The organism is Acidovorax sp. Root267, from assembly GCF_001429215.1.
Taxonomy (GTDB): Bacteria; Pseudomonadota; Gammaproteobacteria; order Burkholderiales; family Burkholderiaceae_C; genus Acidovorax; species Acidovorax radicis.
Genome location: NZ_LMJC01000016.1, coordinates 1 through 16,526, shown reverse-complemented (window position 1 = coordinate 16,526; position 16,526 = coordinate 1). Strand labels below are relative to the sequence as shown.

Annotated in this window: 15 protein-coding genes and 1 pseudogene; 11 read left to right on the top strand and 5 right to left on the bottom strand. The window is 58.8% G+C overall.

The features are described from left to right. Positions 1-436: 436 nt before the first annotated feature. Positions 437-1,219, bottom strand: a complete 783-nt coding sequence (locus tag ASE39_RS13915) for an SDR family oxidoreductase (RefSeq protein ID WP_057226048.1) — start codon at positions 1,217-1,219, stop codon at positions 437-439. Continuing rightward, positions 1,216-1,542, bottom strand: a complete 327-nt coding sequence (locus tag ASE39_RS13910; RefSeq protein ID WP_057271538.1) for a nuclear transport factor 2 family protein — start codon at positions 1,540-1,542, stop codon at positions 1,216-1,218. Before ASE39_RS13910 ends, ASE39_RS13915 begins: the two co-directional genes overlap by 4 nt. A gap of 101 nt (positions 1,543-1,643) precedes the next feature. On the opposite strand from ASE39_RS13910, the gene ASE39_RS13905 reads away from it, so the two are divergent. Further along, positions 1,644-2,564 carry a LysR family transcriptional regulator gene (locus ASE39_RS13905; protein ID WP_057226052.1) on the top strand — a complete coding sequence of 307 codons (921 nt, stop codon included), beginning with the start codon at positions 1,644-1,646 and terminating at the stop codon, positions 2,562-2,564. Between the two features lie 446 nt (positions 2,565-3,010). Further along, positions 3,011-4,573 carry a serine hydrolase gene (locus ASE39_RS13900; protein ID WP_242421445.1) on the top strand — a complete coding sequence of 521 codons (1,563 nt, stop codon included), beginning with the start codon at positions 3,011-3,013 and terminating at the stop codon, positions 4,571-4,573. Between the two features lie 145 nt (positions 4,574-4,718). Here ASE39_RS13900 and ASE39_RS26445 read toward each other — a convergent pair whose 3' ends face one another. Together ASE39_RS26445 and ASE39_RS13895 are read right to left on the bottom strand one after the other, a co-directional pair. Then, the gene (locus tag ASE39_RS26445) at positions 4,719-4,940 is read right to left on the bottom strand and encodes a hypothetical protein (protein WP_140426777.1); all 222 of its coding nucleotides are present in this window, start codon (positions 4,938-4,940) and stop codon (positions 4,719-4,721) included. Between the two features lie 28 nt (positions 4,941-4,968). After that, positions 4,969-5,277, bottom strand: coding sequence for a hypothetical protein (locus ASE39_RS13895; RefSeq protein ID WP_057271537.1), 309 nt, complete (start codon positions 5,275-5,277; stop codon positions 4,969-4,971). Positions 5,278-5,366: 89 nt separating this feature from the next. On the opposite strand from ASE39_RS13895, the gene ASE39_RS13890 reads away from it, so the two are divergent. The 6 genes and pseudogenes from ASE39_RS13890 (at position 5,367) to ASE39_RS25885 (ending at position 9,175) form a co-directional block, all read left to right on the top strand. Next, positions 5,367-6,290 carry a DUF72 domain-containing protein gene (locus ASE39_RS13890; RefSeq protein WP_057271536.1) on the top strand — a complete coding sequence of 308 codons (924 nt, stop codon included), beginning with the start codon at positions 5,367-5,369 and terminating at the stop codon, positions 6,288-6,290. A 236-nt stretch (positions 6,291-6,526) separates the two neighbouring features. Further along, positions 6,527-6,820, top strand: a complete 294-nt coding sequence (locus tag ASE39_RS13885) for a hypothetical protein (RefSeq protein ID WP_057271535.1) — start codon at positions 6,527-6,529, stop codon at positions 6,818-6,820. Positions 6,821-7,096: 276 nt separating this feature from the next. Next, complete coding sequence (locus tag ASE39_RS13880; protein WP_242421443.1) at positions 7,097-7,900, top strand: DNA/RNA non-specific endonuclease; 804 nt, start codon at positions 7,097-7,099, stop codon at positions 7,898-7,900. A 70-nt stretch (positions 7,901-7,970) separates the two neighbouring features. Continuing rightward, positions 7,971-8,282, top strand: a complete 312-nt coding sequence (locus ASE39_RS13875; protein ID WP_057271534.1) for an HU family DNA-binding protein — start codon at positions 7,971-7,973, stop codon at positions 8,280-8,282. A gap of 149 nt (positions 8,283-8,431) precedes the next feature. Next, on the top strand, positions 8,432-8,884 hold the full coding sequence (locus ASE39_RS13870) for a helix-turn-helix transcriptional regulator (RefSeq protein WP_057271533.1): 453 nt from the start codon (positions 8,432-8,434) through the stop codon (positions 8,882-8,884). A 22-nt stretch (positions 8,885-8,906) separates the two neighbouring features. Then, a pseudogene (locus ASE39_RS25885) lies at positions 8,907-9,175 on the top strand (DUF1778 domain-containing protein). Between the two features lie 432 nt (positions 9,176-9,607). Here the strand turns inward: ASE39_RS25885 and ASE39_RS13865 are convergent. Next, positions 9,608-9,883, bottom strand: a complete 276-nt coding sequence (locus ASE39_RS13865; protein ID WP_158004251.1) for an MbcA/ParS/Xre antitoxin family protein — start codon at positions 9,881-9,883, stop codon at positions 9,608-9,610. A gap of 976 nt (positions 9,884-10,859) precedes the next feature. On the opposite strand from ASE39_RS13865, the gene ASE39_RS13860 reads away from it, so the two are divergent. Genes ASE39_RS13860 through ASE39_RS13850 form a run of 3 tightly spaced genes read left to right on the top strand, consistent with a single transcriptional unit; the run spans position 10,860 to position 16,404 of the window. Next, a complete protein-coding gene (locus tag ASE39_RS13860) occupies positions 10,860-12,887 on the top strand; it encodes a TerB N-terminal domain-containing protein (RefSeq protein WP_282434126.1) in 2,028 nt (675 codons plus the stop codon). Beyond that, positions 12,884-14,188 carry an ATP-binding protein gene (locus ASE39_RS13855; RefSeq protein WP_057271531.1) on the top strand — a complete coding sequence of 435 codons (1,305 nt, stop codon included), beginning with the start codon at positions 12,884-12,886 and terminating at the stop codon, positions 14,186-14,188. The genes ASE39_RS13860 and ASE39_RS13855 overlap by 4 nt, the downstream gene beginning before the upstream one ends. A 14-nt stretch (positions 14,189-14,202) precedes the next feature. After that, a complete protein-coding gene (locus ASE39_RS13850) occupies positions 14,203-16,404 on the top strand; it encodes a DEAD/DEAH box helicase (protein WP_057271530.1) in 2,202 nt (733 codons plus the stop codon). Positions 16,405-16,526: the final 122 nt, after the last annotated feature.

Below are 16,526 nucleotides of genomic sequence, written 5' to 3'. Positions count from 1 at the left end.
ACCCTATAGTTATCCACAGTTGGCTTCAAATGGAACCAGCTCTAGCCCCTGGTCAATGTTCGACTGGCACTGCTGATCACGTTTGCACTGGCACTAACAGTACGGTCTTCATGATGATGAGCCCAGGTCGTAAGTTGAGGTGACGTAACGATAGACCGCAACAACAGGATCATCTGCATAGAAGAGTCCGAATTTGTTTTGCAATAGTCCAATTCGCACTGATTGGGTTTTGTGCACGCGACCCAAGAAGGTGGTTCGCGCAGTCGTAGGCACATGGCGGGAACGGCCCTGGTTGCGCTGTTCAGCCAATGCGTTGCCTTGACCAGCTAACTTTGATGCCGTCTGCGCCTGAATACCTGGCTCCGGACTCAGCCCTTGAAAAAAAGGCCCACGAGTCTCGTAACTTGTGGGCCTATCGGCACGTATATCCAGGGTTTCAAACTGTGGGAACCGTCCCACCATCGATCACGTGCTCTGAGCCCGACACCGATGCTGCGCGAGGAGACACCAAGAAGGTGATGAGGTCGGCAACTTCCTTTGGCGTAGCAGGCCGCCCGACCGGAATTCCGCCAAGCCAGTCCATGACCATCTTCTTCCCGCCCTCATAGTCCGTGCCTGCTTCTGCGCCCATCCGCTTGGCGAACGTTACCGAAGCCTCGGTTTCAATCCAACCAGGAGAGACGCGCAGAACGCGCACTCCTTTCGGTGTGATCTCCTTTGACAAGGATTTGCTATAGGTCGAGAGCGCACCCTTGGCGGCTGCGTACGCGGTGGTCGATTCCGGAAGCGGAAGCACACGCTGTATCGACGTCACATGCAGGACAACCCCTGCACCCTTGGCCAACATGGCGGGCAATAGCGCACGGTCAAGACGCACTGCTGACATCAGGTTCAGGTTCAGCTCACTGAGCCACACAGCGTCATCCAGTGCCGCAAAACCACCTGCCGGCGCGGTTGAGCCTCCGACGGAGTTGATCAAGATATCGACACCGCCCCACTGCTCCTTCACCACGCGCGCTAGTTCGCTCACGCCTTCCGCGGTCGTCAGGTCAGTCTGGACGTACGTCACACCTTCCAGCGGCCTGTCTGGTGCAGAGCGCGCAGTTGTCATGACCTGCACTCCGACTTCCTGGAGGCTCTTCACGACAGCGGCGCCCAAACCCTTGGTGCCACCGGTAACCAGGGCACGCTGTCCTTTCAATTGAAGGTCGAAGTTCATGCTGTGACCTCCCGCAATGCGATCAGGCCGCGTTCAAGGCGAAAGCGGTAGGACAGATTGATCGGGCTGCCAGGGAAGTTGCCTGTGACCTTGGCGCGGACGATCTGGAGGCCGTCCTCACGCTCCAGCGCAAACGGCACGGTCGTAGCGCTGTACTTGGCGGATGCCTCGGCCATAAAGGCCTTGATGGCTTCGACGCCTGTGTAGGTGTGGCCGTCGTCCTTCATGACCGCTTGCGGTGTGAAGCATCGCGCCAAGGACTCAGGGTTGTGTTCGGCCGCGAAGTACGCGGCAATGGGTTCAGGAAGAGTCGAGGGATGCATGCTGGTGGCTCCATGTGTTGAATGAAGCCTAAGGATGCGCGTCGCAGTGAGATAAGTGAATCACCTAGAATTCAAATGAGCTATGTAGAAAGGAATACATAATGCGCGGGTTCGAATTTGCTGAGCTAAAAGCTTTTGCTGCCGTGGTCGAACGCAAGAGCTTTGCCCGCGCGGCAGAACATCTGGGTCTTTCGCCGTCTGCGCTCAGCCAGACCATTCGACAGCTCGAGGGCCGGATCGGCACACGCCTTCTGAATCGAACGACACGAAGCGTGGCGCCCTCTGCAAGTGGCGAACTGCTTTATGGGCGCATAGCCCCGCTGTTTCGGGAAATGGATGCTGCAGTCGCTGAAGCCAGTGAAGCCGCAGGACAGACCACAGGCACGCTTCGCATCAACACGCTGGGGATCGCAGCGAGAACCATCATTGCGCCCAGGCTTTCACGCTTCCACCAAGCCTACCCTGACGTGCTGCTCGACATCGTGGTCGACGATGCTCTGGCCGATATCGTTGTGGGCCGCTTCGACGCGGGCATCCGCGTGGGTGGACGGCTTGAGAAGGACATGATTGCCGTGCGTCTCAGCCCAGACCTGAATATGGTTGCAGTGGCTTCTCCAGGCTATCTTGCTGAGCGAGGGGTCCCCAAGACACCCGCCGATTTGCACAGCCACGCATGCATCAACTGGCGGCTCCAGATGGACGGCAGGCAGTACCGCTGGGAGTTCGAGAAGAAGGGCCAAAAACTTGAGGTCGCGGTGGATGGGCCGGTCGTCACCAATCACGCTGACGTTGGCATTGCTGCTGCGCTGAACGGGCTCGGCATTGCTTATCACTTCGAACGAGATGGTGTGGCTGAGCACTTGGCCCAGGGCAGGTTGGTCCAGATCCTGGCAGATTGGTCAATTTCACGCCCGGGGCTGTTTCTCTACTACCCCAACAGACGGCATCGACCAGCACTCCTGGGCGCATTTATCAACTGTCTGCTGGACAAGGATGTGAAAACAGGCCGCAACGCCGGGTAGTTTTCGACGCAGCCTGGGGAGGCGCACTTACGGTAGGCCAATGTTGATTGCGCATCGACGTCGGCCAGCGATATCGATGCAAGTCATCGGTTGAGTTCGGGTCCTCATGTGGGGCATGATGACCGCCCAGTATCCTGTCATACCTCGGCGCTCCGCGACAGGCTCGCGACCGACAGCAATCGCTGCACATCCATCCTCCGTGTGCGCATCTCGGCTCAAGGCTGGCAGCGGACCTGCGATACCAGCAAGTGAATGGCAACTATTACCGGCGCTTCCGACCCGCCTTGCATTGCCCGCCCGACCGCACCGCAAGCCGCAGTTCCGCAAAATCGGTTCGCTCAGAACAGCTGGCTTTTGTGATCAGTTTGTCCAACTGGTAGAGTCATTCACCGTGCCTTTCCATGTGAACCGTCACTTCGCGCTCGCGACATAAGGAACCATCGCTCATGAAAAGCATGCCTTTTGTGCCCCCGGCTCCCCTCTCGTTGAAAACAGCGGTAGCCGTGCTGGCACTATGTGTTTTGTCCTCGTGTGGCGGGGGTGGTGGTAGCGACACAGGCAATGGCAACAACGGTGGCGGCACGGGCGCGCAGCTCCCGTCGCGCGAGGCGCTCATTGCCCGTGCCAGGGCGCTGGAGCTAAACACCCCCTATGTGCCACCCCCGGGGGATGTGCTTGAACACCATGCGGCTGGCTATGCCAAGACCATGTGCTCGGCCGTGTTCATCACCGGGCTGGACCTGGATGTGGCAGCCGAAAGCGTGGGTTACTTCACCGGTCCTTACGAACAGCGAAAGCGCCTGGGCAAGCCGGTGGTGGACCGTGAACTCAAAGAGGTGCGAGTCACCATCCCGGGCGGGGCGACCATGGTTGCGCGCCATGTCGGATCGCAAGGCTGTGTGGCGCTGCCGACGGGGCAAAGTGGCGTGTTTTTCACCCCCAAGGTTGTGGGCAGCGCGTTGCCCGATGCGGCCAGCCAGGCTTGGCCCATGGGCGATGTTCTGCCCAGTACGCCGCCCTCGGGCTACGACACCGGCCGGGCGGCCCTGGCGGTGGATGCCGCCTTTTCTGTGCCAGATGCATACACCACGGCCTTTGTGGCCACCTACAAGGGCCGGATCATCGGCGAGCGCTACATGCCCGGTATCACGCGCACGACCCCGCTTGAGTCGTGGTCCATGGGCAAGAGCGTGGTGGGAACACTCATGGGCGTGCTCATGCAGCAGGGCGAATACAAGCTCGAGCAGCCCGCCCCCATTCCAGAGTGGCAGACCGCAGGTGACCCGCGGCAGCAGATCCGCATTGCCGACATCCTGAACATGTCCAGCGGGCTGCGTATCAAGGCACCGGACGACCCGGACTTTGACCCCGCCGGCACCTACCCCGACCACACTTACCTATACACCGGGCGCGTCAACTCATTCAACTACGCCGCCACGCGACCGCAGCAGTGGCCTCCAAACACGGTCGGCCGCTACCGCAACACAGACCCCGTGTTGGCGAGCTACCTGGTGCGCTTGGCGGTAGAAAAGCGCGGCGAGGACTATTTCTCTTTCCCCCAGCGCAACCTGTTCGACAAGATCGGTATCCGCTCCATGGTGATGGAGACCGACCCCTACGGCAACTTCCTCACCCAGGGCTATGAGTTCATGGCTGCGCGCGACTGGGCACGCCTGGGCAACCTATATCTGCAGGATGGTGTGTGGAACGGCGAGCGCATCCTGCCTGCGGGATTTGTCAACTTCGTGAGCACCGTGGCACCCGCCTGGGCCGCCGACAAGCGCCCCATCTACGGCGGCTTCTTCTGGATCAACGGCACCGGCGCCTTCCCTGCCTTGCCCACCTCAGCCTACTACATGCTTGGCGCGGGCGGGCAATTCGTGATCATCGTCCCCTCGCACGACCTTGTCGTGGTGCGGATGGGTTTCGACAAGGGCTCGCCCATGGCGGCCGCAGGGCTGCAGCGCGCATTGACGCTGCTCATGGAGGGGCTGCCACGCACGCGGTAGCGGGTTAACTTGGCGTGCGCTTTAGCGAGATGCTCCGCCCCGAATCGGCGGTCAGTTGGAGTCATTCGCACACTTTTACCTGGATGACCGCTATCGCTGCAAAGAAGCCCTCGCAGCTCAAGGCAAGCCAAGGCGTACGATGCTCTCAAAACGGCGCAGGCGACTCCACCAACACCACAGGCCCAGGCCCCATATAAAGCACCTCTCCCGTGTGCTTCACCGTCACCCGCCAGATATCGCCCTCCTGAGTCACCGCATACGCGTGAGGCTCAAGCGGCAGCATCGTCTCGGTCGGAAGCACTCCGTCAATCGTCCAAGGCGGTGTACACATTAACGTCGGGTAGTTGCAGTGTGCGTCGATCGTCATGGTGTCTCCTCTATGCCGTTTTCCACCCTCACACCAGCCGCACTTCAAAGTACGCCCCATCCCCTTCGCCCAGATCCCGGAACCCCGCCTGCTTGGCCGTCGCACTGGCCTTGCCCCAGGCCTTGAGCAAGGTGAGGTCACCAGGAGACACCACCTCGGGCGGCGACTCTTCCAGGCTGTGCATGGTGTCCAGGGCGGCGGCCACCTGCTCTGGGCCACCGAGCTGCTTTTCCAGGGCCTTGGCGTACCGGGTTTCTGCGGCAATGCGCTCCTTGGCAGGGATCTCTTCGGGGTAGTCGCGCAGGGTGACGACATAGGTGGATTCGATGACTTGCATGGCGCTGCTTCTCCTGTGGTTGAATACTGGATAAATATACAGCTTTTGCCGCAAAAGCGCATGTAGGATGAACCCAAGGAGGCCTCCCCATGGAGCACTCTTTCGCCCCCCACAGTCATGGCTTCAATCCCCTGGTCGGGACTGCCTCCTGGTCGGACAAGACCCTGCTCGATTGCGGCAAGTTCTATCCACCCACGGCCAAGACACCCGAAGCGCGGCTGCGTTTTTACGCCTCGCAGTTCAACCTGGTGGAGGTGGACACCAGCTACTACGCCATCCCTGCGGTCACCACGGCCCAGCACTGGGCAGAACGCACACCTCCTGGGTTTGCGTTCAACGTGAAGGCCTTCAGCCTGTTCACTGGACAGTGGACCAGCACGGATGTCTTGCCCAAGGACATCAAGGAGGCTTTGGGACCTGGTCGGCGCCTGGTCTACAAGGACATGGCGGCGGAGTTTCGGGAGGAACTCTGGAAGCGCTTTGTGGCCTGCCTGGTGCCCTTGCATGTCAATGGCAAGTTGGGTCTGGTGCACTTCCAGTTTTCACCGAAGGTGGTGCGCCACCCCGTCGCCATGGCCCACATCGAGCACTGTGTGGAGCATCTTCCCGGCCACACCTTGAGCATTGAATTCCGGCATCCGAGTTGGTGGGAGAACGATGCCGTGACGGCAGACACCTTGGGCCTGATCAGGAGCCTGGGACTGGTCCACACCATCGTGGATGGGCCGCAAGGATCGCCGCACAGCGTTCCTGCCATCTGGGAGACCACCCACCCGGACCATGCGTTGTTCAGGCTGCATGGGCGCAATGAAGTGGCGTACGGGATGCCTGCCAAGTCAGCAGCGGAGCGGTTTGACTATGCGTACACCTCCGCTGAGTTGCAGGCACTCGCTCATCGGTACAGCCCGATTGCGCGGTCGGTGCGGTATCCGCATGCGGTGTTCAACAACTGCATGGAGGACAAGAGCCAGCTCAATGCGCGGGAGTTCTTGGCGGCCTTGAAGGCGTCCTGAAGGCCAGGTGAATGAGAAGCGAAGGCGTGGGGATTCGGCGTAGGAAGGTTCCGAAAGATTGTTTTGAATACTGGAGCAGTTAGTTTGCGACTGAGTGGTTTTTCCGTGAACACCATCGGCGTACAGTTCATCCCATCGATGAGCCGAACCCGCAAGGCGACTCACCGAACCCGGTTCAGAAATGGTTTTTGACCCGGCTTTTTTGAGACGCTTTTTAACCTTCAAGGATTTTCATCATGAACAAGACCGCTCGTTTTCTCTCCGTCGCTGCCGTTGCCGCTTTCGCTTCTTTTGGCGCCCATGCTGACGAAGCCGACAGCTCGCAATTCGCCCTGAAGTTCGAAACGAACCGCACCCGCGCTGAAGTGGCCGCTGAAGCCGCAACCGTCGCCCAGACGCGCAGCCAGGAACCTGCTGGTTCGCGTGTGGTGACCTACACCTCCACCGCTGACCGCGCTGCCGTGCGTGCCCAGGCTGCGGAAGCCCTGCGCACCGGCAAGATCCCTTCGGGCGAATTCAGCGCCATGTAATTGGTAGACCAACTGCTTGAGTTTGGTTGAAGCAGTTGCGGGACTTCCCATGGTGGTGGCACTTCGCTTTTGCGGGTGCTGCTGCCATGGGGAGTGTTAACTGAACCGCAGGGGCGGGCAGGCAGATCGGGCTCCCTTTGGGAGCCCTTTCTGTTTGTGGACCCCATCTCTGCAAGCAGCTGTAAAACCCTGCGGGATCTGAGCATTAGGGCCAGAAGTGAGAGGTGAACGGTGCTCCAATCGGGCTCCGTTAAATTCGACTCGAATGCCTCTTCTGTGAATCGTTTGTTCTCTTGGCCAGGCCGTGTGCGCCTGGCAGCTGCGCTGGCCCTGTCTCTTGCCAGCGCTGCTCTCCCCCATCCTTCCTGGGCACGTTCCCCGCAGTTCGACAGTGCGGCGCTGCTCACGCCCGAGCCCACGTCCTTTGCGCAGTGCCCCCAGTTCTTTGCGAATGGCATACCACCGGCCATCAAACCCCGGCCGCAGTTGCGCGAGCTTTGCTATGAAGCGTTTGCGGTGCTGCACTTGGGCACGACTAAGACACCGGTGTTCGTAGCACAGCGGTTGAACCGCAGGCTCATCGAGGATGCTGACGAGAAACGGGCGAAGCGCTTCTTTGCGGATGCGCGCCTGCCCAGTGGGGAGCGGGCGGAGCTGGAGGACTACAAGAACTCCGGATACAGCCGTGGGCATATGGCGCCTGCGGGAGATATGGCCACGCCCACTTCCATGGCCCAGAGCTTCAGCTTGGCGAACATGGTTCCCCAAAACGCTCAGCACAACGGGGGTGCCTGGAACAAGATCGAGCAGGACACGCGGCACTATGTGAAGCGGGCCAAGGGGGATGTGTTTGTGATCACGGGGCCAGTGTTCACGGATGCAGGGCCACGCATTGGAATCAATGGGGTGAAGGTGCCGACCTATCTGTACAAGCTGGTGTATGACGCCACGACCAACAAGGCCTGGGCGCACTGGCAAGAGAACCGCGAGGGGGAGACGGTGGGTCGGCCGATCAGCTACCAGGAGTTGGTCAAACGCACGGGAGTGGATTTTTTGCCAAGAAGTGCAATGCAGCACTGAGTCGCAGCAAGGGCCGTGTCAGGGGCGGGGTTATAAATCGGGCCTTTCCAACCTCTACACGTGAGCATCCATGAACCGCGCAGAACTCGTTGAAATCCTGGCTTCCAACAATGACCTGTCCAAGACCGCAGCCAATGCGGTGCTGGAAACTCTGATCGACACCATCCAGACCGCCGTGAAGAAAGGCGATGCCGTGCAGCTGGTGGGTTTTGGCACCTTCAAGTCGGCCAAGCGTGCAGCACGCACAGGCAAGAATCCATCGACCGGAGCTGCGCTGAAGATCCCTGCAAGCACGGTGCCGAAGTTTGTGGCGGGCGCCAAGTTCAAGGCCGTGGTCGATCCCAAGGCTGCCAAGCGCAAGGCGGACAAGGCTGGGAAGTAAGTACAGCGCTTTCGGTCACAACCGAAGCAAACCGCCATGGGTCAAGCCTCTGGCGGTTTTGTTTTTTGGGGGGCAAAGAAGGAGTGCGACACCGGCTGTGCGTCAGCCACCTAAGTGCGGGATAAGGCGTCAAAGTTAACATCGGGCCTATGAATACGTTTTCCAATGCCTTTCGCGCCGAAGTTGTTCGCATGGCGCGCAAGGAGCTCAAGCCTGAGTTGCAGGGCATGCGCAAGGCGATCACCAGCCACCGTTCGGAGATTGCAGCTCTGAAGCGTGAGCTCAAAACCGTGACATCCCAGTTGAAGACAACGCAGCGCCAGCTCAAAGTAGCGGACACCACCAAGGTTGAAACTCCAAAGATATCTTCTAAGCAGCTGCAGTTTGAATTCAACGCAGAGCTCTTGGAGAAGATGCGCGCAGCTCTTGGTATCACGCGGACCGACTTCGCCACGTTGCTGGGAGCCTCAGCGCTGTCCGTGTCCAAATGGACTTCGGGCGGTGTGCAACCCCGCGCAGCGCAGTTGGCCAAGATCGAAGCTGTGCTGCGTATGGGACCACAAAAAGCGCTGAAGACGCTGCAAAAGTTGAAAGAGGCCTGATCGATAGGCTCCTCATCGACCCATGCCCTCTACCCGTCTCCAAGCCAGGATCAGCATTGATCTGCATGCGATGCTCAACAGCGCCGCCGAGCTCCAGGGGTAGACCTGACCGACTTTGTTGCGTCTGCTGTTCAAGACGCCGCAAAGCAGGCAATTGAGCGGGCCGAAGTTATCAGGCTGCCGCTAGCCGATCAGAAGCGCTTTGCTCAAGCGCTGCTGTCGCCACCGCAACCGTCTCCGGTCTTGAAGCGGGCCTTTGCCCTCCGCCGCAAGCTCTTGTGCGCTGAATGAGCTGCGCACCGGTCCAGCTCGCTCTGCTCAATGGTGTTGATGATCGGACCAGGTGCAACGGTAGCTGAGAGCCGCTAGATCGGTGCGTGCGCCAGCAAGTCGCCCAAGATATTCGCTATCGTGTTGCTGCCTGTCTTTTTGGCTTCGTCGGATAGAAGGCGCATCGTCGGCCACTACACCTTGTCATCGGTCTGCCTGCTGTTGCCGCGCTTCAGCCGAGTCCGGGGAAGAGGATGCCACGCTATCCGACCGTACGAGCGGTTCGCATGGGCCGTTTCCACACCGTGGCTTCAAGTGGCGTCGCCCCCTTAAGCGGCCCTAGCAACCGCTACGATGACCAGGATCTTGGATCCCCGGGTTGTTCGGCAAACTCTCTGCTGTCACGGCCAGCAGACCTTCCCGAACCACTCATCTGGACGAGTACCGAGTCAATCAAACGACACCACCATATTCAATGGAGTTCAGGATCTGGCGGACCCTTGAGCAGCCGGCTTCGTTGGTGGCGTATTCCTTTGGGCTCTTGCCATCGAGCAGGTCATGCGGCATTGCCATCCACGTGGTGCCCTCACTGCCGAACACTTCGACAGCGCGCAAGAACAACCCACGTTGGAGCAGCGTGCGCTCAGTGACTGCAGGATCGGGCTTCGTGTCTGAATTGGCGTGCGAAGGCGTCGAGGCTTTTCCTGGTGATTCGGAGTGGCTATTCATCATGTGTGCCCTTCGTTGGAACAAGCAAGTGACTGCGCCCACTATGACACTGAAACGACCTGATGCTCAACACAAAATCACTGGACGTCGGACGTCCTGCACACAGAAGCGCATCGGCACTGTGGAACACCGATCAGTGGCATTTGAGTTGTGCTTTGATATCACCACAAACCAATTCAACGACTACCCAGACCCCCTCATGACGGAAAGCGCAGACACATCATCTTGAGAACGTTCGAGTATTGATTTTCGGCCAGTCACTTCCAAGCAATGCAAGTCGCGCGCATCGCCTTCAGTAGCAGCGCTGGTGCGCTTGCAAAGATCTGCTCTATGCACTTGGTAGTTGGGCCGTTTGCACATGTCCGAAATCTTTCGCCCTGCAGATGACAATCTGTTACCGTGATGCACTCTTTTGGGTCAGCGCAGATGCGTCTTTGAATTGCGAGGGAACGGGATGGCGGAGAAAAATATGGCGAGTAGTGGCGTCATTGCGGTCATATCCGCATTTGTTCTTTGTGTCATCTTCCCTCGTAGCACTTGGGGGTACATCATTTTTATCGTAGGCAGTATTTGGGCCTATCGCGCACTGTTTTCCAGTGCGCAAAAAAATCCAAAATCTGATCCATCTCCCCGAGCGAAAACGGTCACCACAACGAAGGAGTTGGAGGTTCCAGCCAGGGGCAAGCCGCAAGTCGCAGCGGTTCAAGCGTCACAGGTCAGCCCTCCGCCCGCCGCAGTTGTGGCGTCGTCAAGGTTTGTCCCAGACGACCACCCTGTTTCAGCCGCTGATAAGGCGCCAACTTCGATGGCAGTAGCACCCTCGTTCGCATCTCCCCCGGCCTCAACTCTCCCACGGCGATTCGTGGACGATGAAACTCCAGTGCCCGTCGCCACGAAAGCGCCTCCAAAGCAAGATAGCTACGCGATACCTCCTGCCCCGGCGCATCTACAAGCCAATACCGGGCCAGGGCGTTGGATTGCCCCTGGTGAGAACGTCGTTGTCGCCGGTAGTCTCATCAATGGCGGGATGATATATGTCGGAAAGGAGCTAAAGGCTCACTCGGGCTCGACGGATCCTTGTCTCATCAACCCCATCTTGCCGGTTGCATCGGAAGCCAATGTGGGCGCGCGTGAGTTCGGTTATTGGCCCTCTTACTCAGAGATCACGCCTCGCGCTCGCAGGGCGTATCTGAGCTGGCTGGCGGGCGGGCGACGCGACACCGAAGCAGACATCGGATACGTGTTCCTCTTCTTCTACGGCCTGGAACGCAGGGCTATCGTGGATGGCCTAAAGGACGAGCAGGCGCATCGTGATCGGCCAGCGATAGCCCAGGAGCTCCGGAGGCTCTTAGTCATCTACGGGGACAAGTCGTTCTCTTTCAAGCGCTACGCCAGCGAGCTACTCAGTTGGCTGGAGGTATCGCATTACTCCAAGACTCTGTACAACGACCCCGTCCCGTCATTCCCGACGACCTTTGAGGTCCCTCTCTACATTCGCCTTGCGCTTGGCCTCGCCGCAGTGGGTGGAGTGCCCGTACCGCCACATCTCGCGTTGGCATGGGCACGCCTGGATCCGGCCAGCTACTTGCGAACTTCCGCCACCAGGTGCGCCGCGCAATTCGACCAGCTCTTCCAGCAGCGATACATCGAAACCTTCAACTCAGGCATTGTTCTTCCCCGCAACAAGACCAAGCTGAAGCTGGTGTACCAGCCCGCATCTGCGGGGTTCAGGGGGGTGAATGAAATCAAACTGACCTTCGGTGACACACCGGATGTGACGGTACTGACAGCTCCTCAGAAGCAGCTGAAAAAAATCGTAGATGCGGTCTCTGATCAGTTGGATCCCTACAGTCGATACCTTGGCCGCAATCCAGACAGCCCCAATGCGCTGGAAGGTCTTCTGCTGCTTCCACCAACGGTGTGGCCTGGTGCGGCGCAAGAGGCCTTAAAGGCCCTGCAAGGCAGAGTCGCGGAAGGCTTCGTTGTCATGAAGCTTCAGGAACTGCTGGATCTTTTTCAGGCAAAGACCGCCTTGAACAAAGAGCGCGCCGTGACGCTGGCCAAGACGTTGGAGACCGTTCGCATTGGCATGGAACCCGATGTTCTGGGTGGAGCACGAACACCAAAAGGCGAAGACCACGTGGTGCTGTACGCGGCAGCAGCGTCGAATGGCGCATCGGTTCGAACGGCTGCCTATCAGGCCGCGACACTTACGCTTCAGTTGGCGACCGCCGTTGCCGGGGCCGACGGAGAGTTCAGCGAGCATGAGATGGCCCACCTGAGTGGGCAAGTTCAATCTTGGTCGCATCTGACTGGTGGCGAGTCAGCCAGGCTGTTGGCTCATCTACGCCTGTTGGCAGTAGAACCCGTCTCGCTCACTGCCTTGAAGAAGAAGCTGGATCCGCTGGACGCGAAGTCCAAGGAGACGATCGCTACCTTCATGACAACCGTGGCCCAGGCCGATGGTACGGTGACGCCGGCGGAAGTGAAGATGCTGGAGAAGGTCTACAAAGCGCTGGGACTGGATACCAAAAAGGTTTTCGCAGACGTGCATGCTGTTGCGGCCGGAACAAGCCCTCAGCCAAGCATCTCTGCGCAGCCTGAGGCCAAAGGGTTCCAGCTGGACACAGCGAAGATTGCGGCACTGCAGAAGGATTCCGAGCGCGTGTCCGCATTGCTGGCCGATATCTTCAAAGAAGAATCGCAGCAGCCAACCGTACCGGCAGCGAATCCCGAGATACCACCTCCGGAAGCAGAAACGCCAGCGACGACTGGTTTACTGGGTCTGGACGAAGCGCATTCGGCTTTTGCACGAATGCTGTTGTCGCGGCCACAATGGTCGCGCGAAGAGCTCCTCGATGTCTCCTCAGACTTGGACCTGATGTTGGATGGTGCTTTGGAGCACATTAACGAAGTGTCGTTTGACACCCATGACATACCGTTCACCGAGGGCGATGACCCTATCGACGTGAACCCTGAAATTCTGGAGAAGCTGGAAGCATGAACGCACCCATTCGCCCCAAAGAGCGTGACGCAGTTGTTCAATCCCTGCGTGCAGGCGTCGTCCCTCGGACGGGACAGCATCTCATCCAGGTAGGGCGCATCCGTGAAATTGAGACCTTGGTGAGTGACATGGTCCGCGTAGCCGATGGCGGTTCGTCGTTCCGCCTGGTCATCGGCGAATACGGCGCGGGTAAGACGTTTTTCCTGAATCTGGTCCGCTCTATCGCGATGGAGAAGAAGCTGGTCGTAGCCAGCGCCGATCTGAATCCTGACCGCCGACTGCATGCGAGTGGTGGGCAGGCCCGATCTCTCTATGCTGAGTTGATGCGCAACCTGGCAACCCGGACCAAGCCCGAAGGCGGGGCTCTGGGAGGCATTGTCGAGAAGTTCATTGCCACCGCCAAGGCTGAGGCCAAGGAGGGGGGCAGGTCGACCGAGGATGTCATTCGCCAAAAGCTGGAGCATCTGACGGAGCTGGTCAATGGGTATGACTTTGCAGACGTCATTGCTGCCTATTACCGCGGCTTCGAAGAAGGCAATGAACAGCTGAAGTCTGACGCTGTGCGCTGGCTACGCGGTGAGTTCACGACCAAGACCGATGCAAGAGCAGCTCTTGGCGTGCGCACCTATGTGGACGACGCTGCAGTCTATGACCAGCTCAAGTTGATGGCCAGGTTCGTGCGACTTGCGGGCTTCAGCGGGTTGCTAGTCAGCCTTGATGAGCTGGTCAATCTCTACAAGCTCGCCAATGCGCAGGCGCGTAGCTCCAACTACGAACAGATCTTGCGTATCCTGAATGACTCACTGCAAGGTACGGCTGTTGGACTGGGCTTCACGCTCGGTGGGACACCTGAGTTTCTTCTCGACACGCGGCGCGGGCTCTACAGCTACCCCGCTCTTCAAAGCCGCCTGGCCCAGAACACGTTTGCCAGCAGTGAACTCGTCGACTTCAGTGGCCCGACGGTGCGGCTTTCGAGCCTGACCCCCGAGGATTTCTACGTGCTCCTCCAAAAACTGCGCCACGTCTATGCCGGAGGGGATGTGACGAAGTACCTGTTGCCAGACCAAGGTATCGCGAGCTTCATGGAGCACTGCTCAAAACGCATCGGTGAAACCTACTTCCGGACGCCTCGCACCACCATTACTTCCTTCATCAACCTTCTTGCGGTCTTGGAGCAGAACCCAGGCACTGAATGGCAAACGCTGCTTGGCGGCCTGGAGGTTGCAGCGGATACAGGCGCAACAGGAGATCTGGCTGTGGAAGTCGAGGAAGGTGACGAGTTTGCATCCTTCAAGCTCTGAACGCTGAGCGCTGCATGTCCGGGGCGAGTTCGTCTTTCCACCTTCTTGATGAGCGCATTCAGCGATTCATTTGGGCGGAGGGCTGGGAGTCGCTGCGTGACGCCCAGGAGCAATCCATTCCATTGCTCATCAATGCCGACCGGGATGTCATCGTTGCAGCCGCGACGGCAGCAGGCAAAACCGAGGCTGCGTTTCTGCCAGCGCTCACGCATCTATTGCAGAGCGACGAGCCTCGGCTCATCGTCTACATCAGCCCGCTGAAGGCTCTCATCAACGACCAGTTTGGTCGACTCGACAAGCTCTGCGAGCAGCTGGATATCCCCGTGTGGCCTTGGCATGGCGATATTGGTGCGACGTCCAAGACCAAGTTTTTGAAGCAGCGGCACGGAGTCCTGCTCATCACTCCAGAGTCCCTCGAGGCATTGCTGTGCAATCGAGGGACGTCCATCGCGGCGGTGTTTCAGATGACCGCATTTTTTGTGGTCGATGAGCTGCATGCGTTTATAGGGTCTGAGCGGGGGAAGCAGCTTCAGTCCTTGATGCACCGCATCGAGAATGTTTTGCGCCGCAAAGTACCTAGAGTGGGCCTCTCGGCTACCCTGGGTGACATGGGCCTTGCAGCTGAATTTCTTCGGCCGGGACATCGAATTGGCGTCAGCATGGTCGTTTCCGCCTCTGCGGGAAGTGAGCTCAAGATCCTCGTAAAGGGATACGAGGAGCCGTTGGTTGTGCGGCAGGGTGGTGAGGAAGAGGCGCCCGAGCCTGCCACGCCCGGACTCATCGCGGCGCACATGTACAAGGCGCTGAGAAGTTCCAACAACCTTGTGTTCCCAAACTCCCGGCGCGAGGTCGAGCGCTACACCAATCTGCTGAACGGCCTTTGCGAGCGCAACAAAGTGCCTCAGGAGTTTTGGCCGCACCACGGTAGCCTATCCAAGGAGATCCGAGCAGAGACCGAGGCCGCCCTCAAGCAGAAGGAAGTGCCTGCCACTGCCATCTGCACCAATACCCTGGAGCTGGGCATCGACATCGGAGCGGTCAAGAGCGTTGTGCAGATTGGACCGCCGCCCTCTGTCGCCAGTTTGCGTCAACGACTGGGGCGGTCTGGCCGGCGAAAAGGTGAACCCGCCATTCTTCGAGGCTACTGCATTGAGGACGCGATCGATGTGAACTCGGGCTTTGGTACGAGGTTGCGTCTGGGACTGGTGCAGACCGTAGCCATGATTTCTCTCTTGCTTGAGGGCTGGTTTGAGCCGCCTGTTACGCATGGCGCCCATCTCTCCACGCTGGTGCAGCAGATGTTATCTGCCATAGCCCAGAACGGTGGCGCCACGATTGGGCAGTTGTATGCGCTGCTGTGCGCCACGGGAACACCATTCGAGGGAACGACCAAAGAAGACTTCATGTCGCTGGTACGTCACCTGGGAACAAAAGAGCTTTTAGTTCAGGACTCATCTGGGCTGCTGCTGCACGGCCCTCTCGGTGAGAAGTTCGTCAACCACTACACCTTCTATGCGGCTTTTGCTTCGGACGAGGAGTTTCGATTAGTCGCCGGGACCCGGACCCTTGGCACGCTGCCGGTTTCTCAGATGCTGTCCATAGGGCAGCGGATCCTCTTCGCAGGCAAGACCTGGATTGTGGAAATGGTGGATGAGCCGCAGAAGGTCATTTTTGTGAAACGTGCAAGCGGCGGTGCACCACCTTTGTTTTCAGGAGGCTCTGGTCGGGTTCACACGAAGGTGAGGCAGCGGATGCGGGAGCTGCTGGACTCGACAGATAAAGTCGTTTTCGTCGACGAGGTCGCCCAACGGTTCCTGGAGGAAGCTCGCTTCAACTTTCAATCACTGAATTTGGCATCAGAGCGCTTGCTTGACCAAGGGCATGAACTGTTTGTCGTCACATGGCTTGGGGATGCTGCCAACGAGGCGCTGGCTTGCTTCATGAACCAGCGAGGCTTTTCCGCAGCGCCCTCTGGCCCAGGCATTGAGGTGGTGAAAGGCGGCCACACCATTGACAGCATTCTTGATGCACTCCTGGACGCAGCGCTCGTTGAGCAGCCATCGGCGAGCGAATTGCTTGAAGGGGCGAGAAATCTCGAAAGGGAGAAGTGGGACTGGGCGCTGCCCCCGGAACTCCTCAAGAAAGCCTACGCGAGTCTCAACCTAGACATTCAGGCAGCCAAGACATGGGTGACCTCAAATTTCTCAGGAAATTGAGAGGGTACGACGTCCGGTTTGCAGCGAGGCTGTGTGAAAACCCAACCCTAACCCGCTACCCAAAACTAAAATTGCGGCACCTGATTCGAGCGAGGTGCCCATGAAGCGATTCATCGAAGGCG

What these genes read in the sequence shown, in the direction of transcription:
- ASE39_RS13855 (WP_057271531.1), top strand. Translation starts at nt 12,884, where the DNA reads ATGAACGCACCCATTCGCCCCAAAGAGCGTGACGCAGTTGTTCAATCC.
- ASE39_RS13890 (WP_057271536.1), top strand. Translation starts at nt 5,367, where the DNA reads ATGGAGCACTCTTTCGCCCCCCACAGTCATGGCTTCAATCCCCTGGTC.
- ASE39_RS26445 (WP_140426777.1), bottom strand. Translation starts at nt 4,940, where the DNA reads ATGACGATCGACGCACACTGCAACTACCCGACGTTAATGTGTACACCG.
- ASE39_RS13900 (WP_242421445.1), top strand. Translation starts at nt 3,011, where the DNA reads ATGAAAAGCATGCCTTTTGTGCCCCCGGCTCCCCTCTCGTTGAAAACA.
- ASE39_RS13875 (WP_057271534.1), top strand. Translation starts at nt 7,971, where the DNA reads ATGAACCGCGCAGAACTCGTTGAAATCCTGGCTTCCAACAATGACCTG.
- ASE39_RS13910 (WP_057271538.1), bottom strand. Translation starts at nt 1,542, where the DNA reads ATGCATCCCTCGACTCTTCCTGAACCCATTGCCGCGTACTTCGCGGCC.
- ASE39_RS13850 (WP_057271530.1), top strand. Translation starts at nt 14,203, where the DNA reads ATGTCCGGGGCGAGTTCGTCTTTCCACCTTCTTGATGAGCGCATTCAG.
- ASE39_RS13870 (WP_057271533.1), top strand. Translation starts at nt 8,432, where the DNA reads ATGAATACGTTTTCCAATGCCTTTCGCGCCGAAGTTGTTCGCATGGCG.
- ASE39_RS13865 (WP_158004251.1), bottom strand. Translation starts at nt 9,883, where the DNA reads ATGAATAGCCACTCCGAATCACCAGGAAAAGCCTCGACGCCTTCGCAC.
- ASE39_RS13885 (WP_057271535.1), top strand. Translation starts at nt 6,527, where the DNA reads ATGAACAAGACCGCTCGTTTTCTCTCCGTCGCTGCCGTTGCCGCTTTC.
- ASE39_RS13915 (WP_057226048.1), bottom strand. Translation starts at nt 1,219, where the DNA reads ATGAACTTCGACCTTCAATTGAAAGGACAGCGTGCCCTGGTTACCGGT.
- ASE39_RS13905 (WP_057226052.1), top strand. Translation starts at nt 1,644, where the DNA reads ATGCGCGGGTTCGAATTTGCTGAGCTAAAAGCTTTTGCTGCCGTGGTC.
- ASE39_RS13895 (WP_057271537.1), bottom strand. Translation starts at nt 5,277, where the DNA reads ATGCAAGTCATCGAATCCACCTATGTCGTCACCCTGCGCGACTACCCC.